At 39.6% G+C, this 26,851-nt stretch carries 22 protein-coding genes and 1 tRNA gene; 4 read left to right on the top strand and 19 right to left on the bottom strand.

The window, feature by feature from the left end; genetic code table 11:
* Positions 1–110: 110 nt before the first annotated feature.
* The 10 genes from WDB87_RS10920 to WDB87_RS10875 form a co-directional block, all read right to left on the bottom strand.
* Positions 111–1,289, bottom strand: coding sequence for a hypothetical protein (locus WDB87_RS10920; RefSeq protein ID WP_337849881.1), 1,179 nt, complete (start codon positions 1,287–1,289; stop codon positions 111–113).
* Positions 1,273–2,151 carry a lipoprotein NlpI gene (gene nlpI, locus WDB87_RS10915; RefSeq protein WP_286246552.1) on the bottom strand — a complete coding sequence of 293 codons (879 nt, stop codon included), beginning with the start codon at positions 2,149–2,151 and terminating at the stop codon, positions 1,273–1,275. The genes WDB87_RS10920 and nlpI overlap by 17 nt, the downstream gene beginning before the upstream one ends.
* Positions 2,152–2,291: 140 nt before the next feature.
* Positions 2,292–4,418, bottom strand: a complete 2,127-nt coding sequence (gene pnp / locus WDB87_RS10910) for a polyribonucleotide nucleotidyltransferase (protein WP_286246551.1) — start codon at positions 4,416–4,418, stop codon at positions 2,292–2,294.
* Between the two features lie 664 nt (positions 4,419–5,082).
* Complete coding sequence (rpsO, locus tag WDB87_RS10905; RefSeq protein WP_004585888.1) at positions 5,083–5,352, bottom strand: 30S ribosomal protein S15; 270 nt, start codon at positions 5,350–5,352, stop codon at positions 5,083–5,085.
* Positions 5,353–5,461: 109 nt separating this feature from the next.
* The gene (truB, locus tag WDB87_RS10900) at positions 5,462–6,406 is read right to left on the bottom strand and encodes a tRNA pseudouridine(55) synthase TruB (RefSeq protein WP_337849880.1); all 945 of its coding nucleotides are present in this window, start codon (positions 6,404–6,406) and stop codon (positions 5,462–5,464) included.
* Positions 6,406–6,813, bottom strand: a complete 408-nt coding sequence (rbfA, locus tag WDB87_RS10895) for a 30S ribosome-binding factor RbfA (protein ID WP_089347169.1) — start codon at positions 6,811–6,813, stop codon at positions 6,406–6,408. Before rbfA ends, truB begins: the two co-directional genes overlap by 1 nt.
* Positions 6,814–6,922: 109 nt before the next feature.
* Positions 6,923–9,580 (bottom strand): translation initiation factor IF-2, encoded by a 2,658-nt coding sequence (gene infB / locus WDB87_RS10890; protein WP_337849879.1) that lies wholly within the window; start codon positions 9,578–9,580, stop codon positions 6,923–6,925.
* Between the two features lie 25 nt (positions 9,581–9,605).
* Positions 9,606–11,105: a transcription termination factor NusA gene (gene nusA, locus WDB87_RS10885; RefSeq protein ID WP_337849878.1), complete on the bottom strand. Its 1,500-nt coding sequence runs from the start codon at positions 11,103–11,105 to the stop codon at positions 9,606–9,608.
* Between the two features lie 38 nt (positions 11,106–11,143).
* Entirely contained in the window at positions 11,144–11,599 is a 456-nt protein-coding gene (gene rimP, locus WDB87_RS10880; RefSeq protein WP_004585883.1) for a ribosome maturation factor RimP, read from the bottom strand.
* A 281-nt stretch (positions 11,600–11,880) separates the two neighbouring features.
* Positions 11,881–11,957: transfer RNA gene (locus WDB87_RS10875), tRNA-Met, on the bottom strand.
* Positions 11,958–12,334: 377 nt separating this feature from the next.
* On the opposite strand from WDB87_RS10875, the gene WDB87_RS10870 reads away from it, so the two are divergent.
* Together WDB87_RS10870 and WDB87_RS10865 are read left to right on the top strand one after the other, a co-directional pair.
* Positions 12,335–12,796, top strand: coding sequence for a globin (locus WDB87_RS10870; RefSeq protein ID WP_337849877.1), 462 nt, complete (start codon positions 12,335–12,337; stop codon positions 12,794–12,796).
* Between the two features lie 90 nt (positions 12,797–12,886).
* A complete protein-coding gene (locus tag WDB87_RS10865; RefSeq protein ID WP_337849876.1) occupies positions 12,887–14,443 on the top strand; it encodes a cryptochrome/photolyase family protein in 1,557 nt (518 codons plus the stop codon).
* 58 nt (positions 14,444–14,501) lie between these two features.
* On the opposite strand, the gene WDB87_RS10860 is transcribed toward WDB87_RS10865, so the two are convergent.
* The 9 genes from WDB87_RS10860 to WDB87_RS10820 form a co-directional block, all read right to left on the bottom strand.
* The gene (locus WDB87_RS10860; RefSeq protein ID WP_337849875.1) at positions 14,502–14,948 is read right to left on the bottom strand and encodes an Hsp20 family protein; all 447 of its coding nucleotides are present in this window, start codon (positions 14,946–14,948) and stop codon (positions 14,502–14,504) included.
* 247 nt (positions 14,949–15,195) lie between these two features.
* A complete protein-coding gene (locus WDB87_RS10855; RefSeq protein ID WP_286246546.1) occupies positions 15,196–15,726 on the bottom strand; it encodes a peroxiredoxin-like family protein in 531 nt (176 codons plus the stop codon).
* 170 nt (positions 15,727–15,896) lie between these two features.
* Entirely contained in the window at positions 15,897–17,291 is a 1,395-nt protein-coding gene (locus WDB87_RS10850) for a sigma-54-dependent transcriptional regulator (protein WP_337849874.1), read from the bottom strand.
* A gap of 11 nt (positions 17,292–17,302) precedes the next feature.
* Positions 17,303–17,674 carry an Hpt domain-containing protein gene (locus WDB87_RS10845; protein ID WP_286246544.1) on the bottom strand — a complete coding sequence of 124 codons (372 nt, stop codon included), beginning with the start codon at positions 17,672–17,674 and terminating at the stop codon, positions 17,303–17,305.
* Positions 17,675–17,770: 96 nt separating this feature from the next.
* A complete protein-coding gene (locus WDB87_RS10840; RefSeq protein ID WP_337849873.1) occupies positions 17,771–18,592 on the bottom strand; it encodes a putative bifunctional diguanylate cyclase/phosphodiesterase in 822 nt (273 codons plus the stop codon).
* Between the two features lie 298 nt (positions 18,593–18,890).
* Positions 18,891–19,181, bottom strand: a complete 291-nt coding sequence (locus WDB87_RS10835) for a hypothetical protein (protein ID WP_286246542.1) — start codon at positions 19,179–19,181, stop codon at positions 18,891–18,893.
* A 538-nt stretch (positions 19,182–19,719) separates the two neighbouring features.
* Positions 19,720–22,539 carry a PAS domain-containing protein gene (locus WDB87_RS10830; RefSeq protein WP_337849872.1) on the bottom strand — a complete coding sequence of 940 codons (2,820 nt, stop codon included), beginning with the start codon at positions 22,537–22,539 and terminating at the stop codon, positions 19,720–19,722.
* On the bottom strand, positions 22,532–23,128 hold the full coding sequence (locus WDB87_RS10825; protein WP_286246540.1) for a cysteine hydrolase family protein: 597 nt from the start codon (positions 23,126–23,128) through the stop codon (positions 22,532–22,534). The genes WDB87_RS10830 and WDB87_RS10825 overlap by 8 nt, the downstream gene beginning before the upstream one ends.
* 21 nt (positions 23,129–23,149) lie before the next feature.
* Entirely contained in the window at positions 23,150–24,178 is a 1,029-nt protein-coding gene (locus tag WDB87_RS10820) for a response regulator (RefSeq protein WP_337849871.1), read from the bottom strand.
* A 259-nt stretch (positions 24,179–24,437) separates the two neighbouring features.
* Between WDB87_RS10820 and WDB87_RS10815 the strand changes: the two genes are divergently transcribed.
* Positions 24,438–24,701, top strand: a complete 264-nt coding sequence (locus WDB87_RS10815; protein WP_004587283.1) for a GrxA family glutaredoxin — start codon at positions 24,438–24,440, stop codon at positions 24,699–24,701.
* A 162-nt stretch (positions 24,702–24,863) separates the two neighbouring features.
* Positions 24,864–26,675: a DEAD/DEAH box helicase gene (locus WDB87_RS10810; protein ID WP_286246538.1), complete on the top strand. Its 1,812-nt coding sequence runs from the start codon at positions 24,864–24,866 to the stop codon at positions 26,673–26,675.
* Positions 26,676–26,851 lie beyond the last annotated feature (176 nt).

The following is a 26,851-nucleotide window of genomic DNA, read 5'->3' as shown; positions in this document are numbered from 1 at the left end:
GTATAGTTATACTGAAAAACACAGTTTTTGTCTACGAAAAGCGGATCTGTATGGGGGTTTTTTAAGCACTATTTAACATATCATTAAGCCTTATTTAATTATGCTAACAGCTAATTTTTTACCCCCTTATTTGTCGACGTAGGGGCGCTAGGAAGACGTTTTAAATGGTCGTTAACTATATCTAGTTGATTTATCCAAAGCGCCCTGTATTGGTCCGAAAGCCCTAATTGCTGATACTCCATAATAGACCAATTTTCGCTTGGCTTATAAGCAACCCCCCCTTTTTGACAACTATTAGCTTTATGCCACCCTTGAGGTTTCTGTTTCCCATCAGAAATATACAAATTAGGTGCAACAAGCCCACGTTGTGTGCATAACCAAGCCTGTTTAGTTAGCGGTAACGCGTATTCATCCTCAAATCCGTTAAAGTGCATCAATTCATGTAAAAACACATGGTACTGTGCATCTGAATTTATAAGCATGGTGTTATTCGTTACATTAGCAGTGCCATACTTGGGCATCATAATAATAAAATCAAAATTTTCAGTAACCGATTTTATGAGCTTGGGTGTTTGCACACTACACTGCGCAGCTTGGTTTTTATCTATTGAGCATTTCACTGCGCCCGCAACATACACAGGCATAGAAAAGCAAAAAACATGTTTGCGCGGTTCTGGTGCTTGATCATAACGTGAGATTAGCTCATTTAATTTATATAAACCTGAGCGATGGTTACTCATAGTAAGCACATTAAAAAGACATTGCGTTTGTGGTTCAATATCATCACTTATAGAAGCAAACCCAAGTTGATTAATGAATTCATTTGATACTTGGCTGTAATGGGTACTTAGCTCTAGCTTAAGGTGATTTTTTTCATTTCCCTCTGGCAATAGTTTTTCATTAGCGAGTAAGGCTAAATCTTGCCACCGCGAATGAACCAATAACTGCTCAGCTAATGTTTTTCGATGTTCAACTGATAAGTTACTCGCCCCGGCACGCCAAAAAACCTTTGCCGTATTTGCATGCCCACTATTTATAAGCCTAAGTGAATATCGATATTGTGCTAAAGGAATTGAGAGACGTGCCAACTTAGCTAATTGCGTATCCGGGAGCTGGCTAACATGCGAACGAAAATAGGAAGGGGTTTGCCAGTAGCTTTGTAATACATTGGCTTTTGAATTTAATACATGCCAAAAGCCAATTGCGCCAAAACGATTACTAGAGCCTGATAGAATTAAGCACCCTAGTAATACACTTAGAAACTTAACATACTTAGCTAGCGTCAGCACCAGCCATCAGCTCAAGCTCTAAACGGGCATATTTGTACTCAATAAACTCATGCACATTTGTGGATAGCGCTAACCTAAAGTAGTCCGCAGCTAAATACTGCTCACCCGCTGCTTGGTGCATTTTGGCTAAATAAAAATACGCCTCACACAAACGTTGTGCGTATTCTTGCTCAGATTTAACACCTTCGCTAATACCCGATAAAAACGTATGCTCACTCATTTCACCGCTATAAAGCGAAATTAATTGATACGCCCATTGCGATTCATCTAAGGCAGCAGCATTGGCTTTAAGGTCTGTTAGTGCTTGTTGTTTATCTTCTTGCGATTGTGCAAGGTAAAGCCATAATACTCGGTAAGGATCGTTTGGTGAACGCGCTAAAAACTCATCAAAATCGCTTTGCGCCAAGTTTGCTCTTTCACCATAATACAGTGCAATACCACGGTTTAAATAAGCGTATTCATGCTCTTCATTAAGCTCAAGGGCTGAATCAAAAAACTCATACGCTTTTTCGTATTGCTGCATTAAAGTGTGCTGAATACCTAAAAAGTTATATACCTCAGCTAAATCAGGCTTTAATTTTATAGCACGGTTAAAATCAATGCGAGATAACGTAGTCATTCCTAAACTATCAAATAACACCCCACGGTCATAATAAAGCTTAGCTTGTTGCTCGGTACTTAAATCGGCTCTATTTAATAGTTCAGAGTAACGCGCAATCGCAATTTCACTTCTAAAATCGGATGCAAGGGGTGCTGTAAATGGCACATTAACAATCGGCGTAGGTGTTGATTCAGTCGTAGTTTGGCAAGCGCTTAAAGACAAAATAGCAAAAGATGCCAAAGCTAAATGTTTGAGTATCATTAAAATCCTTAATACCAAGATATATCGCAATAAAAATAAGACAGACCTTGTCTAATAAGGTTTCATTAAAGCATAAAAAAAGGGGCTAAACAGCCCCTTTTTTATTATCCCGCGTATATTAACGGGTTAAAGTTTAGCAATTATGCGTCTTTTGACTCATCAGCTGCTGGTGCTGCTGACTCCATTGCTTCTTTAATGCTTAGACGTACACGGCCTTGGCGGTCTACTTCTAGTACTTTAACTTTAACTTCTTGACCTTCACTTAAGTGGTCAGTTACGTTGTTAACACGCTCTGTACTGATTTGAGAAATATGCACTAGGCCATCTTTACCAGGAAGAATGTTTACAAACGCACCAAAGTCAACAATACGTACAACTTTACCAGTGTAGATAGTACCTACTTCAAGCTCTGCTGTTAATTGCTCAATACGTGTAATTGCGTTTTGTGCGCTTTCACCGTCTGTTGCAGCAATTTTAATTGTACCGTCATCTTCAATTTCAATTGTTGTGCCCGTCTCTTCAGTAAGTTGACGAATAGTAGCGCCACCTTTACCAATTACTTCAGCAATCTTCTTAGCAGGAATTTGCATAGTGTAGATACGAGGAGCAAACATTGATAACTCTTCTGAAGGAGCAGAAATCGCTTCGTCCATCACACCTAAAATGTGTAAACGCGCCGCTTTTGCTTGTTTAAGCGCAATTTGCATGATTTCTTGTGTGATACCTTCAATCTTGATATCCATTTGTAGTGCAGTGATACCGTTAGTAGTACCTGCTACTTTAAAGTCCATGTCACCTAAGTGATCTTCATCACCTAAGATATCTGAAAGAACAACAAACTTTTCATCTTCTTTCACAAGGCCCATCGCGATACCCGCAACAGATGCTTTAATTGGTACACCGGCGTTCATAAGTGCAAGTGACGTACCACAAACAGATGCCATTGAAGACGAACCATTTGATTCAGTAATTTCAGATACAACACGAATTGAGTAAGGGAACTCAGTAAGTGTAGGCATAACAGCTTGGATACCACGCTTAGCTAAGTTACCGTGGCCGATTTCACGACGCTTTGGAGAACCTACAAAACCAGTTTCACCTACACAGAATGGAGGGAAGTTGTAGTTAAGCATAAAGTGATTTTTGTGAGTACCCGTTAAATCATCGATTAACTGTGAGTCACGTTCTGTACCAAGTGTCGCTGTCACAAGTGCTTGTGTTTCGCCACGAGTAAAGATTGCAGAACCGTGAGTACGTGGTAATACACCCGTCATTACATCTAGTGCACGGATCATATCTGGTTCACGACCATCAATACGTTTTTCACCGGCAGTGATGCGGCCACGTACAATTTTCTTCTCTAAAGAACCAAATACTTTGCCTACTTCTTGCTTATCAAGTGTTTCATCTTCAGCAAGTTCACTTGTAAGTGCTTCAATTACAGCGTCTTTGGCTGCAGTTAATGCTTCTTTACGCGCTACTTTATCAGTAATACGGTAAGCTTCACCTACTTTATCTGATGCAAGTGATGCTACTTTTTCTTCAAGAGATACGTTTTTCTCAGGTGCAGTCCAATCCCAAGTAGGCTTACCTGCTTCTGCTTTAAATTCGTTAATTGCGTTAATGATAGCTTGAGATTGCTCATGGCCGTACACAACCGCACCTAGCATTACGTCTTCAGCTAGTACGTCAGCTTCTGATTCAACCATTAGTACTGCGTTATCAGTACCTGCAACAACTAAATCAAGTTGGCTTTCTTCAAGCTCTTTTAGTGTTGGGTTAAGCACGTATTCACCGTTGATGTAACCAACGCGAGAAGCACCAATTGGGCCGCTAAATGGGATACCAGAGATAGCAAGTGCTGCTGATGTACCAATCATCGCAACCATATCTGGTTGAATTTCAGGGTTTACAGATACAACGGTTGCAATAACTTGTACTTCGTTTACGAAACCATTTGGGAAAAGTGGACGAATTGGACGGTCAATAAGACGTGCAATAAGTGTTTCGCCATCGTTAGGACGACCTTCACGCTTTAAGAAACCACCTGGGATACGACCAGCAGCGTACATACGCTCTTGGTAGTTAACAGTAAGTGGGAAAAAGTCTTGACCAGGTTGAGCTTCACGCTTACCAACAACAGTAACTAATACTGACGTGTCACCAATGCTTGCTAGTACAGCGCCGTCAGCTTGACGAGCGATTGCACCTGTTTCTAGGGTAACTGTGTGTTGACCTAGTTGAAATTCTTTAATAATTGCTTGCACTTAAAATATTCCTTAAATGTTTTTATATTTCATTAATAAGTGTCATTAAAAGGGCCAATTACAGTACATAATTGTATTCAGTTGGAAATCAATTAAGTACTACAATTGGCAAAATTTTTAATGACTGCAGATAACCTATTTATCTACGCGCATAGTATATACCAAAGCGACGTAAAATTGCGAGTCTACCCAAAGATAAAAGTAATCGCTTTTATCTCATTATTTATCAATTACTTTATATAAAACGGTTTGTACCAATTCGCTTAATTAAGGCAGGTTTTATAAGGGGAGATATTCGTGCTGGTAAAACGCTAAAGCTCGTTGTTTTATTATACCAATCCGCATAATTAAGTGATCTATTTTGAGGATGGATAAACGTGTTGATAACAAGGCAAAAAACTCGCTATTTAGTTGTTCTCGGCAATTGCTCCTGCATTGCTCTACCTTCTGCATCCATGCAGTCGTAAATGAGAATTTTTTAACGCAGATAGCGACACGTTTAACCCCTGAAAATGATTAAGTATTAATACGGGTTGGTATTAGGCGCATGAGTATTTTAAAACATCATAAAGCCAGTTAGTAAAGCTATTATGGATGATTTTAAATTACAAAATTTAGGCACAAAAAAAGGAGCTATAAAGCTCCTTTTCTCGTAATCAAGTTCTTAGCGACGTAGGCCAAGCTCTTGGATTAACGCAGTATAACGCGAGATGTCTTTACCTTTTAGGTAATCAAGCAATTTACGGCGAGTACTTACTTTACGAAGCAGACCACGACGTGAGTGGAAGTCATGCTTGTGGTCAGCAAAGTGACCTTGAAGCTTGTTGATATCAAAAGTAAGTAAAGCTACTTGTACTTCAGGTGAACCAGTGTCGCCTTCAGCACGTGCAAATTTAGCAATGATATCGATTTTTTCTTGATTGCTTAGTGACATAATAACTCCAAAAGTTAAATTTAATAGGTGCTTTAGCCGATCACTAATTCAGCCAAAACGATTAAGCGGGCGTATTCTACCAACTATGAGAATAACTACAAGTTAAAGTTTACTCTGGTTGCTGATTAGACAGGCCACGCTTTGATTTTAAATGTCCATCAGGGTTGCGCTCACCAGTGCCGATAAACACACCATCAGCCAGGACTTTAATTGCCCCTTCGGGTAATTCAGTGCCTAGCACCACGGCTTGGCCATGGCTAAACGAAACGCCCTGCTCTTTGCTAATTTCTACAACGGGTAAATCAACCAATGCACTATCCATTGGTAATAGTAATTCATCAAGGTATGTAGATGGGGCAACCTCTTCTTCTTTAGCCTTGGCTAATAAGGTTTCAAGGTGCTCAAGCGAGACCATTTTATCTTTAGGGTAATGACCAACTGCTGAGCGATGCAACATAATAACATGTGCACCACAGCCTAGGTTTTCCCCTAAATCATCAACAATGGTACGAATGTACGTGCCTTTAGATACATGGGCGGTCATTTGCACTTCGTTATTCGCTTCATCAAACTCATCAAGCGTTAAGCTAAATACATTTATTTTTCGGCATTTACGCGGTACTTCAATACCTTCACGCGCGTACTTATATAAAGGCTTACCTTCATATTTAAGCGCTGAGTACATTGATGGATACTGATCTGACTCGCCTAAAAACTTTTCTATTTCTGCAGCAAGTTGCTCAGTAGTAATGTTTACATCACGGGTTTCAACCACTTCGCCATCTGAATCTGAGGTAGTGGTGCGCTCACCTAGTTTTGCTCTTACCACATAGGTTTTATCTGTATCGAGCAAAAACTGAGTAAACTTAGTCGCTTCACCAAAACAAATAGGTAGCATACCTGTGGCAAGTGGGTCTAGCGCACCGGTATGGCCAGCTTTTTGGGCAAAATAAATACCTTTAGCTTGCTGTAGGGCTTTGTTCGACGAAATGCCTTGAGGTTTGTTTAACAACAAAATACCATCAATCGGACGGCCTTTACTGCGTCTAGCCATTAGTCTTTAGTGCCTTCTTCGCTATCAGTTTCATCATTTACATGTTTAGCGTTATCTTCGCGAATAACCGAGTCCACTAAGTTAGAGATACGCATCCCTTCCATTAGTGAGTTATCTACTACAAACTTAAGCTCAGGCATTATACGAGCACGAATACGCTTACCCAGTAACGAGCGAATATAGCCCGTAGCTTCGTTAAGTATTTTTGCGCTTTCTTTTGCTTTGTTTTCATCTTCGGTATTAAACACCGTAATAAAAACTTTTGCGTAAGATAAATCGCGCGATACTTCTACCGCAGACACTGTCACCATGCCTAAGCGCGGATCTTTAATTTCGCGTTGTAAAATAACAGCAATTTCTTTTTGAATTTGTTGAGCAACACGATCAGTGCGAGAAAATTCTCTCATGATTGTTTTCCTAAAATCATAACTTACTGAATTAAAATAATAAGTTAATTAAATAATGGATACAGAAATGGGGGCAAAGCCCCCATTTACAATCTTAGCTTACGAGCAATTAAAGTGTACGTTGTACTTCAACTGTCTCAAATACTTCGATTTGGTCACCAACGCGAACGTCATTGTAGTTCTTAACACCGATACCACATTCCATGCCGTTACGTACTTCTTGAACGTCATCTTTAAAGCGACGTAGTGACTCAAGCTCACCTTCGTAAATAACCACGTTGTCACGTAGTACACGAATTGGTGCGCTGCGTTTAATTGTACCTTCAGTAACCATACAACCAGCAATTGCGCCAATTTTTGGAGACTTAAATACGTCACGCACTTCAGCAAGACCGATAATCTCTTGCTTAAATTCAGGTGCAAGCATACCAGACATGGCTTGCTTAACTTCCTCAATTAGGCTGTAGATTACGCTGTAGTAACGAAGGTCTAAGTTTTCAGTGTCAATTACTTTACGTGCAGATGCATCAGCACGAACGTTAAAGCCAACTACGATTGCATTAGATGCAGCCGCAAGTGTTGCATCAGTTTCAGTGATACCACCTACGCCTGAGCCTACAATCTTCACTTTAACTTCATCAGTAGAAAGCTTAGTTAGTGAATCTGAAATTGCTTCAATTGAACCTTGAACGTCTGCTTTAAGTACAATGTTAACTTCAGATACATCGCCTTCAGCCATGTTAGAAAACATGTTTTCAAGCTTCGCTTTTTGCTGACGAGCCAACTTAACGTCGCGGAACTTACCTTGACGGTATAAAGCTACTTCACGCGCTTTACGCTCATCTTTAACAACGGTTGCTTCATCACCTGCCGCCGGTATACCAGAAAGACCTAAAATCTCAACAGGAATAGAAGGGCCAGCTGATTTAATGTCTTTACCATTTTCGTCTTTCATTGCACGAACACGGCCGTATTCAAGACCACACAGTACGATATCGCCTTGATTAAGGGTACCTGATTGAACCAATATAGACGCTACCGGACCACGTCCTTTATCAAGGCGAGATTCAATAACAACACCTGCAGCCATACCTTCAGAAGGGGCACTTAGCTCCAATAATTCTGACTGCATAAGTACAGCTTCTAGTAAGTCATCAATACCTAAGCCAGTTTTAGCTGAGATATGAACGTATTGCGTATCGCCGCCCCAATCTTCAGGGATAACGTCTAGCTGAGCTAGTTCGTTTTTAACGCGATCTGGATCTGCGCCTTCTTTATCCATTTTGTTTACAGCGATGATTAAAGGAACGCCAGCTGCACGAGCATGCTGTACCGCTTCTTTAGTTTGTGGCATTACACCATCATCTGCTGCAACCACTAGGATTACAATATCTGTCGCTTTAGCACCACGTGCACGCATTGATGTAAACGCGGCATGGCCTGGTGTATCTAAGAAAGTGATCATGTTGCCGTTTGTTTCAACGTGATATGCACCAATGTGCTGTGTAATACCACCGGCTTCGCCTGATGCAACTTTAGCTGAACGAATGTAATCAAGTGTTGATGTTTTACCGTGGTCAACGTGACCCATTACAGTTACTACTGGCGCACGAGGCTCAGACTTACCATCTTCATGACGGTCATTTAAAACTGTTTGCTCTAATTCGTTTTCTTTAACAATGATAACTTTGTGGCCCATTTCTTCAGCAACAAGTTGTGCTGTTTCTTGGTCAATCACTTGGTTAATGGTAACCATGTCACCCATTTTCATCATTGTTTTAACAACTTCAGCGCCTTTAACTGCCATGCGTGAAGCAAGCTCAGCAACTGTAATTGTTTCGCTAATACGCACTTCGTTTTTAACATCTGCAGTTGGTTTTTGGAAACCATGCTGTAGTGATGTAGGTGCTTTTAGCTTGCCTTTACGGCCTTTACCACCTGCAAATTTATCTTTTGCTGGGGCTTTTTTCTTTTTCTTAGCACGGCGTGCGCCTTGCTCATCACGTGCATCGGCTACATCTTCTGCCTCACGTGCGTATGTAGAAGTCGTAAGATGGTGATCCGCTGTTTCTTCGCGTTTCTTACGTTCTTCTTCTTCTTTCTTCCAGCGAGCTTCATTTTCTTCAGCTAGCTTTCTTGCCTCTTCTGCTTGACGTTTCGCTTCTTCTTCAGCTTTCTTCAATGCGGCCTCTTCTGCTTCTTTCTGCAGACGCTCAGCTTCGATGCGATCTTTCTCAGACTTAGCACTTTGCTCTGGGGTCATCTGCTGTTGTTTAGCTTTACGCTCTGCATCTGCTTTGCGTTTAGCTTCTTCTTTGGCTTTACGATCAGCGTCTTCTTTTGCTTTACGTTCTGCCTCTTGTTTCGCTTTTAACTCAGCGGCTTCTTGTGCAGCTTTTTGCTGCTCTTCGATACGCGCTTTTTCTTCAGCGGCTAGACGTTGCTGTTCTTGCTCTTGCTCCATTGCGCTCTTTTTCACGTAAGTACGTGTTTTGCGAACTTCAACTTGAACAGCTTTCGCTTTACCCGTAGAGCCCGTTACACTTAATGTGCTTTTGCTCTTACGCTGTAAAGTCATACGTGCTGGGCCATCTGAACCAGTACCACCGTGCGATTTGCTTAAGTGATCAAGTAACTGTGCTTTTTCAGCTTCTGTTACATTGTCACCTGCTTTTTTAGTGATACCCGCTTGTGAAAATTGCTGTAGCAATTTATCAACAGTTGTACCTATATCGCCGGCTAGTTTTTCAACATTTACTTCTGCCATAGTGTGTAATACCTCCGTTAATAAATTACTCGTCTGCGAACCAACAAATATTACGTGCAGCCATAATTAACTCACCTGCTTTTTCAGGTGTAAGCTCTGTAATATCTACTAATTCATCAATACCTTGCTCAGCTAAGTCTTCAAGTGTAACTACACCCTTACTTGCCATAACAAATGCTAGATGACGTTCTAAACCTTCAAGCGCAAGTAAGTCTTCAGCAGGCTCTACGCCCTCTAAGCTTTCTTCCGTTTTAAGTGCTTTAGTCGTTAACGCGTCTTTAGCGCGTGAGCGCAGTACATCAACCGTTTCTTCATCTAGGCCATCAATTTCTAAAAACTCAGAAGCCGGCACATAGGCTACTTCTTCAAGTGTTGAGAAACCTTCGTTGATAAGTAATGATGCAAATTCATCATCAATATCTAAGTTTTCAGTAAATAAGTTAATTAACTTATCTGACTCAGCCTCGTTTTTAGCGCGCATGTCATCAACTGTCATTACGTTTAGTTCCCAGCCTGTTAATTGGCTTGCTAAACGAACGTTTTGACCATTACGACCAATTGCTTGTGCTAGGTTATCGGCTTCAACAGCGATATCCATTGAATGAGTGTCTTCATCCATTACGATTGAAGCTACTTCAGCCGGTGCCATTGCATTAATTACAAACTGTGCAGGGTTGTCATCGTAAAGTACGATATCAACACGCTCCCCGCCAAGTTCTGATGATACAGCTTGAACACGTGCACCACGCATACCAACACACGCACCTACTGGGTCAATGCGCTTGTCGTTAGATTTAACGGCGATTTTAGCGCGTGAACCAGGATCGCGTGCTGCAGCACGAAGCTCAATCATTTCTTCGCCAATTTCTGGCACCTCAATGCGGAATAATTCCATCAGCATTTCTGGTTTTGAACGCGTTACAAATAACTGTGCGCCGCGTGCTTCAGGTTTAACTTCGTAAAGAAGACCACGGATACGATCGCCTGGGCGGAAGTTTTCACGTGGTAGCATATCGTCTCGGTAAATAACCGCTTCTGCGTTGTTACCTAAATCAAGTACGATTGCATCACGTGTCGCTTTTTTAACAACACCTGTTACTAGCTCGCCTTCTTGATCTTTATAAGCTTCTACAACTAAAGCGCGCTCAGCTTCACGTACTTTTTGTACGATAACTTGCTTTGCCATTTGTGTAGTTATGCGGTCGAATTTGATAGATTCAATCTGTTCTTCAACATAATCACCTAGTTGCAGATCAGGTTCTTCAACTTGAGCTGCTTCTAATGTGATTTCGCTGTAAGGGTTTTCTAAAGAACCATCTTCTTGAACTTCTGCAATCTGCCAACGACGGAACGTGTCGTAATCACCGGTTTTACGGTCGATTGATACACGTACTTCAATTTCGCCATCGTGTTTTTTCTTTGTCGCTGTTGCTAGAGCGAACTCTAGCGCTTCAAAAATCTTTTCTTTTGGAACCGCTTTCTCATTGGAAACGGCTTCAGCAACCAATAATATCTCTTTTGCCATGGGTAATGCCTCGCTTGCCCTATTCCTTCGCACTCAAATTAAAACTTTGCGATGATGTTCGCACGTTCGATATTGCTAAGCATGATTAAGTGCTCTTCGCCATCGCTTTTAAGTGTGATCATATCACTGCTAACTGCTACTAAATCGCCTTTAAAATTACGGCGACCATCTTGTGGAAGCTTAGTACGAACGCGTACTTCCTCTCCTTGCGCCTTCTCGTAATGATCTTGTTTGAATAATGGACGATCAACACCAGGAGACGATACTTCCAAATCATATTCATTTGTAATTGGGTCTTCGACGTCTAAAATCGCACTAATTTGGCGACTTGCATCCGCACAATTATCAACAGATATCCCATCCTCATGGTCAATATAAACCCTTAAGGTAGAATGGCGGCCTGCTTGTACAAACTCAAGACCATGTAATTCAAAGCCTAACATTTCTACTGCAGGCGTAAGCATGGTTAATAAATCTTGCTCAAGTTTTGTCACGAAAATCCTCCATACAAACAAAAAAAGGGCTTATAGCCCTAAAATACTGAGTTTAAGTTTTGATTTAATGACAAGGCCATAAATCAATGGTGCAGATACAACAACGCCCCGAACCAAGCGGGGCGTCACACCAATAAAGCATAAAACTGTGTGGCCTCAGGCCAAGCTTGGCTGCGGGTCATAACACTGACCAAATTAAACTACATTAGCTTAAACGCAAAACGCGCATTACTTAGAATGCGCGATACAGAATTAGTAAGGATATACCTAACTATAAAAATTGGTTGCGGGAGCCGGATTTGAACCGACGACCTTCGGGTTATGAGCCCGACGAGCTACCAGGCTGCTCCATCCCGCGCCAATAGATATTAAACTTAAAATTCAATATCGCTGTTAGCGAGTAATTAACCGCTAAACAATGGCGGCTATTATAAGGATGTACGGGGTAATTAGCAACCATAATAACGAATAAGTTTGATAAAATCAGTGACCCACCATTTTAAGCTTTAGCAGTATGTATTATGGTGTTGCTAACGGTAAAATGATAATCGTAGCATCATTAATATTTACGTAAAAAGCCGTATATTCATAAATAAAATATCTAAAATTCATAAAACTGATACAATTTTGTGTTTTTTTACGATTAGTTTACGTGCGATATTTGAGCAACGCACTATACTAAAAGCTCACCGATGTGGATAAAAATAAAAATTACAAAATTTAATGAGATTGCAAATGAATACTTATCAGCCACAGTTAATTAAAAGCTTGCATATAGTTAAGCCAAATTTTCATGCGTTTACAGCGCGCTTTCATGCAAAACTTGAAGCGTCAAATATAACAATGCAGTACCCAAGTGCAGCTTATTTTAACGAAAAAAGTTATATTTTATATTGTGTGTTAGAACGCATCGTTAGGCATTTAGATAACCCATCTTCTGTTGCCCCATTTTTAACCTTTCACTTGCAATACTTAAAAAAGATGGGGGTTACGCCAAAAGAAATATCGCTACTTTGCGATGCCTTTTACGATACCTTAAACGAGCACTTAGGGCGTTTATTTACCACACAAACACAATTTGCTTGGCAAAAAGCGCTTCGTTATTTTGAAAGCTTTGCTAATACAACCTTGTTTAACAAAACAAATGTTATTTCGCTTGAGCAAAAAATCACTCAACTTCGTGCAAACAAGCTATAAGTATCACAGGCCTCAGCTTTTATTCACCTATGAGCAAACTACCTAGATCTACGTCGTTGTTTTTTACGTACAACTGAATTTAGGTAGTCTATGGCTCATTATAAAGTGTTACGCCTAATTTTAGGTGATCAACTCAATGCTTCGCATTCGTGGTTTAAAGAAAAAGAGCCCGATACACTTTATTTAATTGCCGAGTTAAAACAAGAAACCAATTACGTTAAGCACCATGTGCAAAAGTTATGTGCTTTTTTTTATGCGATGGAACGTTTTGCAACGGCTTTACAAAGCGCGAATTACAGCACACTTCATCTTACCCTTGATGATACCCACCAGGACAAAACCTTACCTGATTTACTCACGCGCATAGCCAAACAGTTTTGTTGCAGTGAAATACATTACCAATACCCTGATGAATTTCGCCTCAAAGCACAGCTAAGTAAATTTAAAAAAGAGTCTGATCTTCTTGTTAAAGCCTATGACACCGAACATTTTATGCTGCCATTTGAGCGTATTAACGAACGGTTTGAAAAAAACAAACATGTGACTATGGAGCACTTTTATCGCGCTATGCGCAAGCAATACACAATCCTTATGGATGGAAATAGCCCACAAGGAGGACGGTGGAACTTTGATAGTAATAACAGAAACAAATTTAAAAAAGCAGATTTAAACGCCATTCCACCACCAAAATTATTTAATAACGATGTTAGCACCATCATCGGTAGACTTAAAAAACATAACGTAAATTACTTTGGTGAAATAAACCCTCAGCAGCTGCCATGGCCGCTCACTCGCATACAAGCCAAAACGTGTTTAGAGTATTTTTGCACTCACCTGCTAAAAAATTTCGGCCAGTTTCAAGATGCAATGACCGACCAAATTACAAATAACGCCAGCTTGTACCATAGCCGTTTATCATTTGCTTTAAACGCCAAGTTAATCCACCCGCTGTACGTTATTAGGCGTGTAGTTGACGAATATAATGCTCACCCAGACACAATTTCGATTTCTCAAGTAGAGGGCTTTGTTAGGCAAATTCTAGGTTGGCGTGAATATGTGCGCTGTATATATTGGGTAAACATGCCCAACTATGCACAAAAAAACCAATTACAGGCCAAACAGTCGTTACCGGGCTACTTTTGGCAGGGTAATGTAAAAATGAACTGTTTAAGCCATGCATTAACGCAGAGCTTAAATACTGCTTACGCTCATCATATTCAAAGATTAATGATCATTGGTAATTTTTGCTTATTAACAGGCATTGACCCTAATGAAGTCGACCAGTGGTATTTAGGGGTTTATATTGATGCCATTGAATGGGTTGAAATGCCTAACACCCGTGGCATGAGCCAATTTGCAGATGATGCCATTATTGCCACTAAACCCTACGCAGCCAGTGGTAATTACATCAATAAAATGAGCGATTACTGCAAAAACTGTCATTATGATGTTAAGCAAAAAGTAGGTGAGAAGGCATGTCCTTACAACAGCTTATATTGGCAATTTATGGATAAACACCGCGCATTACTTGAAAAAAACCCACGCATTGGCATGGTTTATAAAAATTGGGATAAACAAGCACCTCAACTTCAACTGCAGACCTTAGCCCAAGCAAATTATTATTTAACGCATATAAACGAATTATAAAAACGAAAAAGCCGCCTCAGTTAAGGCGGCTACAATCAGGGAAAATGTTTATTAGCGATTATTTACCTTCGATTAGGTTACCACCGCCAATTTCAATTTTACGAGGTTTAAGTGCTTCTGGAATTTCGCGTTCCAGGTCAATGCTAAGCAGACCGTTGGCTAAATCGGCGCCAAGTACTTTTACATGATCCCCTAGTTGAAACTTACGCTCAAAGTTACGTTCAGCAATACCTTGATGAATGAACTTACGCTCTTCATTTTCATCTTTATTTGGTTTAGTGCCTGCAACTTTTAACGTGTTGTTCTCTGACTCAATGGTCAGTTCACTTTCACTAAAACCAGCAACGGCCATAGTGATTCTGTATTTGTCTTTATCAAGTGCTTCGATGTTGTAAGGAGGAAAGCTAGGCTGCTTGTCTGTACGAGCTGCCGCATCCATTAAAGATGCTAAATGATCAAAGCCGATGAATGAACGATAAAGTGGTGATAAGTCTACTGTACGCATAATAATATCCTCATATTTAAGCGATATAATGTTGTTACTTTTCGTTTGAACAAGCACAACATAATTAAATTAATAATATAAATTTCAATAACTTCTGTATTTTTTTGGGACCCATCAGGCGTCCTCATTAAACTATTTATGGGCAGTAAAATAGTTTTCAAGTAATTAAATTAAAAAAAGTGAAAAAAATAAAAAAGGGCACAAAAATGTGCCCTCTTCGTATATTCATCAAATTACTCAATACACGTTACTTAATAAAAGTACCGCGAATTGGGTAGTCGTTTTCGCGTGAAAATTTAATACCGCCTAGCAGCTGCTTAAGGCTTGGACGAACAAATGGACTATTTGATTTATCAAGCATCTGTACTTGGTTATCTTCGTTTAAAACAATAATACAAGGCTCAGCAAATGGGTGATCTGTTTCAGCATCACTACGCGGTTCACTAATGTATAAGCCTAAATCAGTCATTTGCTCAATGGTTAAATTGTAATAAAGAGGGAAATTTACGTCTATTTTTTCAAGATGCTTTTTAAGCTGCTCTTCGCTATCGCCACTTACTGCTACAACTTCTACACCTACGCTGGCAAAATCGTCATGCATTGTTGCAAGCTCGTTTAGTTGCTCGGTACATTTAGGGCAATGCTGGCCTCTGTACACCACTATCATTTTCCAAGGTTTGTCGCTTACGCGGTCAACTAAATTCACGTCATTGTTATCTAAATCGCTTACCACTAAAGGCTGCATTACACTCGCTGGCTGTAAATTAACGTTACTCATTGTGATCTCCTTTTACTATTAAACTTAGGGTGTAGTAATAGAGCTTAGGGTATCTTTAATTATTTCAACCATGAAAATGTAACTAAGAACGAAATGACTTGCGACTTGCTCTTATTAAGTAGCATTAGCACAGTATAAACACCAAGTAGGTGTAAGTAATCAGTGTAAATCTAACTCCAGCCTTTTATTTTTCTGTAAATAGTCGAGGCGCTTACTCCTAAATAGGCTGCAGCAAGTGGAATGTTATCATCACATACTGCTATTGCCGACTCTATTGCTCTTTTTTCAACCTGCCACAGGGGCTCTATGTCGTGTACGCCCATAAGCGAGTTAGTTTGTATTTGCTCTGCAGATTGAGACGAGCTGGTATTTTTGATTGGAATAGCAGAATTAACACCAAATGAGCTAGGTAACATATCTAGCTCAACTACGTCACCCTCGTTGATAACAACGATATTTTCGATAACATTTTGCAGCTCACGGATATTACCGGGCCAATCGTAGTTGCAAAAAAGGTTTTCAACTTCTTTTGAAAAGCGATGGAATAACTTAGCGTTACTTTCACTTTTTTGCTTTAAAATATGCTTTGCAAGCAACATTATATCGCCAGCTCGCTCGCGTAGCGGAGGTAACTTTACAGGAATAACATTAAGCCTATAGTATAAATCTTCTCTAAAACGCCCTTCGGCAACTTCAACTACAGGGCTTCTATTTGTTGCACACACTAGCCTTACATTACTGTGTAAAACCTCGCTACTGCCTACCCGATTAAACGCACCCGTTTGTAAAAAACGCAATAACTTAGCTTGTAGGTTGAGCTCCATCTCACACAGTTCATCTAAAAATAAAGTGCCGCCGTTTGCAACTTCTACAGCCCCTTTTCTATCACTTAACGCTCCGCTAAAGGCCCCTTTTACATGACCAAAAAACTCTGACTCAAATAGCTCTCCTGGAATAGCAGCACAGTTAATTGCAATAAATGGCCCTTCACTTCTTGGGCTGGTGTCGTGCAAAGTTTGCGCGCACACTTCTTTACCTGTGCCACTCTCTCCGGTAATAAAAACACATGCTTTGCTTCGTGCCGCACTATCTAAAAGCCTAAACACCGTTTGCATTGCTAACGATTCACCAATAAAGCCAGAGGTGTTTTGCGCTTTTTGTTCTTGAATTTTAACTGCAGGAGGTGCTTTTTGTGAAAGTGCGCTATCAACGGCGTTCACTAAGCGCTGGCCTGAAAACGGTTTTTCTAAAAAATCAAAGCCACCTAAACGCATCGCCTCTACTGCAACATCAATAGAGCTATTTGAAGTGATCATTACTACGTTAGCAGGCTTTTCTTGCTTTTTAACAAACTGTAGCACTTCTAAGCCGCTAATATCGGGTAAGCAAACATCTTGAACAATAACATCCGGCATCATCTCTTTTATACCAACCAAGGCAGAGTAGCCATCGGTAAAGTGTTTACATTCGTGCCCTGCTTGCTCTAATTGACTCGCATAAAGAGCCCCACTTGCAATGCTATCTTCTACAATATAAACCAGTGCTTTTTTTTGAGAATCGTTCATGGCAGAGCCTTCTAAGTAATATTATTTGCAATAACTTGATATGCAGCATGCGTTTTTTCTAGATTATGTAGAACGTTCTGAGCAGCGTGAATATTTTCTTCGATGGTAGCGGGTGGGTAATCATGCAGCTGACTGGCAAGAGCTGCTAAAGTTAAAGCACCGTACAGTGCCGCTGAATTTTTAAGTACGTGCATTATATCTTTAATATTATCTTCATCTTGCTCATCAATAGCATTTTTAAGACGAACTCGCATTTCTTCTAATTCATTAATAAATAAGTTTACTAGCCTAACCAAGGTAAGTGAGCCTACATCTTGCTCTAGTTGCGCTAACACATTCGCTTGAGTAATGGTGTTATCAATATATTCTTCTGGTATTGGCATATCTGGCCTTTATTTATTATTGTGATACGAAGCTATTTTATATTTTATACTTTTAGAGTAAGTCGTTTTTCGCATTTTGCAAATTGAAACATTATGTTAAGAGTTTTTTTTTACCCATGTTTGCGTATTGTTGGCTAAACTGCTTGGCCTTCCGAGTAAGTAACCTTGCGCTACATCACACCCTAACTGCTCTAATATTTGCAATTGTTCTCGCTGCTCAATCCCCTCAGCAATGGTTTCTAACCCTAATCTTTGCGCCATAGCAATAATTGCGCTACATAGGGTGAAGTCTTCATTGTTAGTTGTAATTCCACTTATAAAGCTGCGGTCTATTTTTAGCCCATCAATATTAAACTGCCTTAAAAGGCCCAGTGAAGCATAACCCGTACCAAAATCGTCTAGCCAAATTTTCACCCCTTCCTTATGAAATTGCTCGAATGTTTTAGCAATACGCTGCGGACTTTTTATTAATGCTGTTTCTGTTAGTTCTACTTTTATGGCTGCGGGGTCTATTTGGTACTTATCAAGCAAAGTCATTACTTTAGAAAACACATTCCCTTCAATAATTTGTACTGGCGAAATGTTCAATGAAATCGTTATATCGTTCATACCTAAACTTCTCATTTCGCTTAAATCACTTAGGGTTTGCTTAAAAATCCAATCACCTAAATCTAAAATCATACCTGACTGTTCTACATGCGGAATAAATTCATCTGGGCCAACAACACCATAGCGTGAAGATTCGCACCGCACTAAAGATTCAAAGCCAACTAATTGCCCACTTGTTAAAGACACAAGCGGCTGGTACACCATATTAAAACAATGGTTTCTCATTGCATGAGCCATAATCTGCTCAAGTTCGTGCCAGCGTGCAATGTTGACCGTATTGATAGGCTCTAAACTTTTAAACGCATTCATAAATCTCTCCACAAATAAGGGCTCACCGTAAGCTTGTGTCATAAATTGCAAATTACAGACCAAAACCAGCAGTCAAAAACAAAAATAAACCTTTTGAATTCAACAAATTAAAAACAAACTGTTAGCCTAAAATTATTGATAGGTATATTTGCATTTTGCAAATCACACTGACACGCAAGCTGATCTAAAGTGGGATCATGAGTAAGCTATGGTTTAGGTATAAAGTGGCTTTAAAAATAAAAAAGGCTGACCTAATTGCTTAGAGTCAGCCGAAATAAATACTAAGGAGAAGTATTGTTTAGTTGTTTAAACCTTGTGAGCCTGATTGGCCAGATTGCTCATCTATGTTTTGAGCGTAGTTTAATGTGTTGCTTTCAATAGTGGCATTATCTAAATCACTATTGCTAAATTTGTTGCTGAACATCTCGGTATTGCCTTTATTAACAGGCTCTATAGTAACGGTGCCTCGCAGTGCTGTTGCACCAACAATAACAGCTGCAACAATAATAATAGACAGCACCATTAACTCTGGAGTAAGAACAAAAGACATTTTTTTTGGTTGCTGTTTAACTTTAGTATTAGTTTGCATAATGGACACCCTTTAAATTTATTTAACTACTTAGCAAATTTATATCAACGATAACTTCGCTTTACTTGGTATTTATATTGCGAAAGCCATGCCAAAATAAATTTAATAATGATAAAATATTTAAGTTCTTATAAATCAAATAGTAAAAAATTATTTTGATAGGGAGAATAAAAAATAACTGAGCGGATATTTGCATTATGAGATTCAATTTCATTTTGATTTGCAAAATGCAAACCAATTTAAAAATAACCATTAAGAACCAACCTGCTCAACCCAATCAATTAAAAAGGATTAGTATTTAAGCGTTATTTAATATTTGGGTTAATGCGTTAAGGCTTTTTAGGGTTGTAAAAGTAATTTACTTCGCATTACTCAATCGCCACCGCTTTTTTGAGAAAACAGTCAATTTTAACCTTTTTAGGTTAAAATTTTGCTAAACCCACTATTTATGTTTATTTACTTAACAACTAAAACTTTAATCGTAAATACTTCAAAGCCATCTGTAACTATTAACCTAAAAGTACGGTTGCATTGCTTGTTACTTTAACAACGACCAAACTTCGTTAATGCGCTCTAACTTAGAGTGTTTAGCGTCATTAAGTTTTGGTAGGTATTGATTTAAGAGCAAATTGAGTTTTTCGCTAATAATTGGTTTAGCTAAATAATCATTCATTCCTGCTTTAATAAAACGCTCTTTATCGCCATGAATCGCATTCGCTGTCAGCGCTATAATAGGGGTGACAATAGCTAACTCTCTGATTTTTTTAGTGGCAGAAATACCGTCTAAAATTGGCATTTGAATATCCATAAATATTAAATCTATTGTTTGCGTTTTAACTTTTTCAATCGCCTCTTGCCCATTACTAGCTATTTTAACTAAGCACCCTTGCTGCTCTAAAAATTGCTGAATTACAATTTGGTTATTTTTATTGTCTTCAACCACAAGCACATGCGTACCTTTAAATGGCTGAGCATTAATTGTGGCTGTGTTTAGTGTGGTTTCTTTTTTATTAGTAAAAATAATATCAAGATGAAAAAGCGCTTCCTCAAGCGCCGCAATCGCTCTGGGTAAATGAGAAGGTTTAAAAGGCCCATTAAACCTCAGCATGCCAGAGCTCGACGCCTCTGTTTTTTGGTTTTTACCCAGTAAGTCTATGAGTAATAAACACGGTTTATTTAGACTCTTGTAACTTTTTAAAAATTGTTGCGCTGCATCTAAATCGGCTTCGTTAGTGGTAACAATAGCGTCGGGCGTATCGATACTATCTAGCTTTGCTATGTTATCAAGGCGTATAAAATCTATCGAATGGCGAGTGAGCATATGCTCTATTGCCGTGTTTAACGGCAAGCTTTTACTTATCACACACACATAGGGCTTTTTGGTTCTGGCAGAAAAGCCTTCTCTTTGCACCTGCTCGCTTGTATCTATTAATAAAGGGTAATTAACAATAAACTCACTTCCTTTACCAAATTGCGAGTTAACAGTAATACTGCCTCCTGCAGCATCACATATTTGCTTACATATGGCTAAGCCTAAGCCACTGCCGCCATATTCCCGAGTAATAGAGTTATCTGATTGAATAAACGGCTTAAACATACTCTCGAGCTTGTTTTGCGCAATCCCTATTCCTGTATCTTTAAAGCTAAGCTGCAACGTAAATTTGTTATTTTCAAACTCAACACACTGTGCTGTCACTATGAGTAATCCCTTTTGAGTAAACTTAATGGCATTTGAGAGTAAATTTATTGCAATTTGCCTTATACGACCATGATCGCCCATCACCTGCACTGGCACATCAGGGTGCAGGTCAAAAATCAGTTCGAGACCTTTTTGCACGGCACTTTCACTTACAATATCTATCGCCTCTTCTAAGCAAATATCGAGGCTAAATGGTTGATTATCTATTGTGATTGCTTGTGCTTCAAAGCGTGAGTAGGTCAGCACATCATCTAAAATACTCAGTAATGCATCTGAACTTGTTTTAATCATTTGAGTGTAACGTTTTTGCTCTGTTGTGAGCCCTGTGTCATGCAAGATATCTGCACAGCCAATCACCGCATTCAAAGGTGTGCGTATTTCATGGCTTATATTGGCCATAAAACGACTTTTAGACTCTGCCAAAGATTCAGCCTGGTGCTTAGCATCTAAGAGTATTTGCTCAGCTACCACACGCTCTTGAATATCAACCACGGTCGCCGCTATAGATGTAAGGTGCGTGCCATTAAATGAGGTAATGGGTGTGAGGGTCATTTCAACCCAATTTGGCTCGTTAAGTGCATTGGTTAACCTAATATCTAAACGTTTAACTTCTCGGTTGCCTTTACTGTAACCATCAAGTGCTGTGTTTAGCTTTTCTACATCTTTGCCCATTACAAAATTAGCAATGGGTAAGCCAAGGTGTTTATTTATATCTGTTTGGAAAAAATCTTGCCAGGCTCTATTCATAAATAATAACCCACCCTGCGCATCCAACCTTAATACAATATCAGGGATATTATCGACCACAGAGTGGTAATTATATTCTATTTCAGCCATGGCTTGCTCAGCTTTTACACGCTGAGTAATGTTAGTTTCTATGGCTATAAAATGCTGAACGTTACCGTCATCATCTTTTACGGGAGTGGCATCAATAGCAACCCAATATTCGTTTTTATTTTTATCATAATTAACGGTTTCTATTTGAAAAGGTTCGCCATTTGTAATCGCTTTAGCCATTAGCTGGCGCGACTCTAGGCTGGTTTTAGGCCCTTGTAATAGCTTACCTGGAGTAAGCCCGATAACTTCATCGCATGTGTAGTTGGTAAGCGCCTCAAAGCTTTTATTAACCCATTCTATTTTGCCAAATCGATCGGTAATTATAACTAAATTATTCGTGTGACTTGCCACCAAAGAAAGTCGCTTTGCGTACTCTTGCTGCTGAGTGAGTAAGTATTGGTAGTCTTTATGTCGTTGAATGTCGTGTAACGAGCCAATAAATCCGCCGTTATCGTCACAGGCTAAACGCATTTCAAACCAGTTCGTGAACCCATCATTATTTTTAACTTGTAGCTCTATACTGGCGCTAAATACCCCTTCAAAAATAGACTCAATATATGCCAGCAGATTTAACGTGTCTTTGGTCTCTAGCAGTGATGTAATTTTTTTTCCTATAAGCATAGCCGGCGAAAAACCCAACTTATTCAGCCATGCTTCGTTCACGTAACTAATGACTAAGTGCTTATCACATTCAAATACACACTCATCCAGTAGCGCAAGTAATTTAGTTTGTCTGCGCGTATTCGCTGAAAGCTGCTCTATTAGGGCATAATGAACTTGTACTTGTAGCTCGTCTTTTTCTTCCATATGCGCCTCATTCATTTACTAATTCTGTATGGCTGCACACCTTGGCATAAAGCGGAAAAACCTCTTCACAATAAAATGATTGCTCAAATGGCGTTCTGCTTGATGTACAGTCATTAAGTACCGTCACATTAAAGCCAAGCTCTACAGCAGAGCGCGCAGTAGAGTCGATACAAATAGAGGTCACCGTACCTGCTAAAACAATGTCGGTTATACCATTTTCATTAAGCACATTTGCAAGCTCTGTATGAGTAAACGCATTTAGCCCTCGCTTACCAGGTATTTGCATAATACGTTTGCCATATTTATCAAACTCTTTAATGCCTTGAGCACCATAAGAGCCGGCTTTAAAAGCCCCTACTTCAGCAATCACTTTTAAAATACCAATAGGATTTTTAAGCTCACTATAATCTTGGGTAAAGTGAATAGGCGTACTTAGCACTAATGCAAATTTATCTATGTATTTGTCGAGCAGCGCTAACGTATTATTTACCACACCGGTTACTCTTGATGACTCTTCAACCACTTGGTATAAAATGCCATCTGGCGAAAAATAATCATTTTGAAAACCAATGAGCAGCAAGGCTGTTTTTGATAAATCGTTCATAACGTCCTCCTAAACGAGCCTTTAGGCAGCTTGCCAAGGTTTAATAAATTCTTCTAACACAGCTTTTGTTACCGGTTTTTGAAGATAGTGTGTCACCCCTTTTTCAAACAGCTGAGCAATTTGCTGCTCCTCAGTAATGCCCGTTAAAATAACTTTTGGCGTGTTATCGTTTGGGGTGTTTTGTTTAATGAGCTGCTGAGCCACATCGCTACCAAACATACCCGGCATACGCTCATCTAACAGCAGTAAATCGAAAGGCTCTTGCTGGGCAATAAGTAAGGCACTTGAGCCATTTTCTGCACAGGTTACTGCGCAGCCAAGCATTTCAAGCATGACTTTGGTCGCAACTTGGCTTGGCAAGCTGTCATCAGCAACCAATACAGATAATTTGCTGTAGGTATTTAAATTATTAACTGCATTCACTAAATCGGTATCAAAGAACGGCCACGCCAATACAGGCTGAGCAATAGTCTGTTGGCTTTGTAGCTCACTGAGCGCATCAAATGCGCAAACTTTTATACTCCCAGACGCCCCATTATTTAAAAAGTTACATGCTAGTTGATCAGTAGATAGGTGACGCGCATCTTCAATTTTTAAAGCATTGTTGTTGCTATCGGCGAGTTTTAACCCATAGTTTTGCGCACTTAAATTAACTAGGTAATAAATGCTTTGCTCTAAGTCGTCTTTACTATTTGCTGCGCAAATAAACTCTTTACTTGCATCTACAGATGAAATTGGCTCTCGGGTTGCAAGTAATCCGTGTATATCAATGGTGTGCATTTCAGGATTCGAATCTACCCAGTAATTTAAATTAATACCCTGTAAGTTGGCCTCTACTGTTAGCACAAAATGGCTTTTAGCGGCTTTTAGCGAAGGCAAGATAAACGCTTCACATTGAGTAATCATTTGCTCAGGAGACACTTGTAAGCAAATATAATTACACTGTAATTTGTTGATGAGTGTAATTGCCGCTTCTGTGTTGTCTGCTTTGCAAAAGCGTGCTATTACCCCTTGAATAATTTCTAAAACATGGCTGTTATTATTCATCATCGTTCCTAGTAAAATGGCTCTGTCATTAAATATCAATTTACATGCCACTTGCAGCGGCCTTACTAATACGATGAATTCATTAGATTTAAGAATTATAATTCGTGTGGATAACTAAGCTTTTGCAAATTGCAATTCAAAATGCATGGCAAATGAATAATTAACTACATTACATAAAAACAGAATTCACCAATCGATTTTTTGCGCTTTAAATTATTAATTAATCGTTTAATATGAACCCAACTAAATTGAGGAGAGTATTATGCTTACAGTAATTTTTGGCCGCGAAGGCTGTCCATTTTGTGTACGTGCTAAAGACGTTGCCGAGCAACTATCAAATGAGCGTGATGATTTTAAATTTCGTTACATTGATATTATCAAAGAAGGCATTAGCAAAGCGGATTTAGAAAAGTCTGCAGGAAAACCATGCCCAACTGTGCCACAAATTTTTGTAGATCAAACTCACATTGGTGGATTTACTGAATTTGAAGCCTACGCAAAAGAAAACCTAGGCCTATATAAATAACGCATTGTATATAGCTTGTTAACCAGTTTAAAAAATCAAAAATTTAAACTGGTTAAATTTCGACCAACATCAATCACATACAAATTAGTTGTAATTTATACAAGCAATTGCCTCGTATTTCCTATACAATGCGCGCCTCTTTAAATTCGTTGAGGCGTATTAATGTCAGAACCAGTCACGTTTGAATCTCTAAATCTTTCTCCTGCAATTTTAAAGGCAGTTGAAGAGTTGGGTTACAAGACACCATCTGAAATCCAAGCTCAATGTATACCGTTATTGCTAGAAAGAAAGGACGTACTGGGACTAGCACAAACGGGTACAGGTAAAACTGCAGCATTTGCACTGCCGTTACTAAACAATATTGACCCGTCTGTGAAACAGCCACAGATCCTTGTACTCACACCTACACGTGAGCTTGCGATCCAAGTTGCTGAGGCATTTGAACAATATGCAAAAGGTACTCGTGGTGTTGAAGTATTAGCACTTTACGGTGGCCAAAGCTACAGCATTCAATTAAGCGCACTTCGTCGTGGCGCACAAATTATTGTTGCTACTCCGGGTCGACTAATCGATCACATTAACCGTGGCACTATCAAGTTTGATGCTTTACAAGCACTTGTACTTGATGAAGCCGATGAAATGTTACGTATGGGCTTTATCGATGATGTTGAAAACATCATGGAAAAAACACCGCGCGAAAAGCAAACATGTCTTTTCTCTGCGACCATGCCTAAGCAAATTCAAAACATTAGCAGCAAATATATGAATAACCCTGAACAGGTTCATATTTCTGCGCGTAACTCAACCGTATCATCTGTTGAGCAAGTGTTTTGGAACGCACACGTACACAAAAACAAAGCTATTGTTCGCTTTTTAGAAGCAGAGCAATACGAAGGTGCTATTGTTTTCGTACGTACACGTAACGACACAGTGCAACTTGCTGAGTTACTAGAGCGTGAAGGTTTCTCTGCTGCGCCACTTAATGGCGACATGAACCAGCAAGCACGTGAGCGCACGGTTGACCGTTTGAAAAGCGGGATGATCAATATCGTGATCGCTACAGACGTAGCAGCGCGTGGTCTTGATGTAGACCGTTTAAGCTTAGTTATCAACTACGACATTCCGCAAGACTCAGAAGCCTACGTTCACCGTATTGGCCGTACAGGTCGTGCTGGGCGTACTGGTAAAGCAATTTTATTTGTTAAGCATAACGAACGTTACTTGCTTAAAAATATTATTCGCCATACTAAGTCTGAAATTGCACAAGTTGAGCTACCTACAGCTAAAGTAGTTGAAGAAAAACGTATTAATGCGTTAAAAGAAAAGCTTACGCTTGCTCTTGAAAACAAAGACATTACGTTCTTCAATGAAGTGGCTGCTAGCATGGCGCAAAAACTAGACTTATCTTTAGAAGACTTAGCAGGTGCATTACTGTGTTTAGCACAGCAACAATCACCAATTAAAGTTGAAGAAGTTAAGGTTCAACCTCGTAACGAGCGTAATTCACGTAACGAGCGTGGCGATCGTAATGATCGTGGTCGCCGTGGTGACCGCCCTGAGCGTAAACCTCGCGAGCGTAATAGCCGCGATGCAGGCCCTATGGATACTTACCGTATCGAAGTAGGTCGTGAGCACGGTGTACAGGTTAAGAACATTGTTGGCGCAATTGCTAACGAAGCTGATATCTCAAGCAAGTTTATTGGTGACATTCGTCTACACGACAGTCACAGTACGGTACAATTGCCGCAAAACATGCCTAAAGATGTACTTGATCACTTCCAAAAAGTGTTTATTTGTAAACGCCCAATGGGTATGACACTAACAAAAGATCAAGGCCCAGCTGAGCCACGTGGTGAGCGCGCTGAGCGTCCAAGTGGCGACAGAAAGCGCAACTTTAACAAAGACAACCAACGCGGTGATAAGCGTGGCGGTCCTCGTAAAGAACGTCGCCCTGTGAGCTTCACATCTAACTAAGCTTTATAGCTTACGTTGTAAAAAACCTTGCCACGAAAGTGCCAAGGTTTTTTTGTTTTAAAGCCACTGCTTTAGTAAAAAATAAAAATTCTGTAAACTAAGAAAAAACTATAATTCACGGACGAATTTACATTGAAAAAATATTATGACAACTTGCTCTTTGCAGCAATAATTGG

The sequence above is a fragment of the Pseudoalteromonas sp. C12FD-1 genome (assembly GCF_037414265.1).
Classification (GTDB): Bacteria; Pseudomonadota; Gammaproteobacteria; order Enterobacterales; family Alteromonadaceae; genus Pseudoalteromonas.
The sequence above is the reverse complement of the archived record's forward strand: the minus strand, read 5'-3'. Positions and strand labels throughout refer to the sequence as shown.

Coding starts and splice junctions, on each gene's coding strand:
- nlpI (WP_286246552.1), bottom strand. CDS start 2,151: ATGATACTCAAACATTTAGCTTTGGCATCTTTTGCTATTTTGTCTTTA.
- rpsO (WP_004585888.1), bottom strand. CDS start 5,352: ATGTCACTAAGCAATCAAGAAAAAATCGATATCATTGCTAAATTTGCA.
- truB (WP_337849880.1), bottom strand. CDS start 6,406: ATGGCTAGACGCAGTAAAGGCCGTCCGATTGATGGTATTTTGTTGTTA.
- rbfA (WP_089347169.1), bottom strand. CDS start 6,813: ATGAGAGAATTTTCTCGCACTGATCGTGTTGCTCAACAAATTCAAAAA.
- infB (WP_337849879.1), bottom strand. CDS start 9,580: ATGGCAGAAGTAAATGTTGAAAAACTAGCCGGCGATATAGGTACAACT.
- nusA (WP_337849878.1), bottom strand. CDS start 11,105: ATGGCAAAAGAGATATTATTGGTTGCTGAAGCCGTTTCCAATGAGAAA.
- WDB87_RS10870 (WP_337849877.1), top strand. CDS start 12,335: ATGAATACTTATCAGCCACAGTTAATTAAAAGCTTGCATATAGTTAAG.
- WDB87_RS10865 (WP_337849876.1), top strand. CDS start 12,887: ATGGCTCATTATAAAGTGTTACGCCTAATTTTAGGTGATCAACTCAAT.
- WDB87_RS10860 (WP_337849875.1), bottom strand. CDS start 14,948: ATGCGTACAGTAGACTTATCACCACTTTATCGTTCATTCATCGGCTTT.
- WDB87_RS10855 (WP_286246546.1), bottom strand. CDS start 15,726: ATGAGTAACGTTAATTTACAGCCAGCGAGTGTAATGCAGCCTTTAGTG.
- WDB87_RS10850 (WP_337849874.1), bottom strand. CDS start 17,291: ATGAACGATTCTCAAAAAAAAGCACTGGTTTATATTGTAGAAGATAGC.
- WDB87_RS10845 (WP_286246544.1), bottom strand. CDS start 17,674: ATGCCAATACCAGAAGAATATATTGATAACACCATTACTCAAGCGAAT.
- WDB87_RS10840 (WP_337849873.1), bottom strand. CDS start 18,592: ATGAATGCGTTTAAAAGTTTAGAGCCTATCAATACGGTCAACATTGCA.
- WDB87_RS10835 (WP_286246542.1), bottom strand. CDS start 19,181: ATGCAAACTAATACTAAAGTTAAACAGCAACCAAAAAAAATGTCTTTT.
- WDB87_RS10830 (WP_337849872.1), bottom strand. CDS start 22,539: ATGAATGAGGCGCATATGGAAGAAAAAGACGAGCTACAAGTACAAGTT.
- WDB87_RS10825 (WP_286246540.1), bottom strand. CDS start 23,128: ATGAACGATTTATCAAAAACAGCCTTGCTGCTCATTGGTTTTCAAAAT.
- WDB87_RS10820 (WP_337849871.1), bottom strand. CDS start 24,178: ATGATGAATAATAACAGCCATGTTTTAGAAATTATTCAAGGGGTAATA.
- WDB87_RS10815 (WP_004587283.1), top strand. CDS start 24,438: ATGCTTACAGTAATTTTTGGCCGCGAAGGCTGTCCATTTTGTGTACGT.
- WDB87_RS10810 (WP_286246538.1), top strand. CDS start 24,864: ATGTCAGAACCAGTCACGTTTGAATCTCTAAATCTTTCTCCTGCAATT.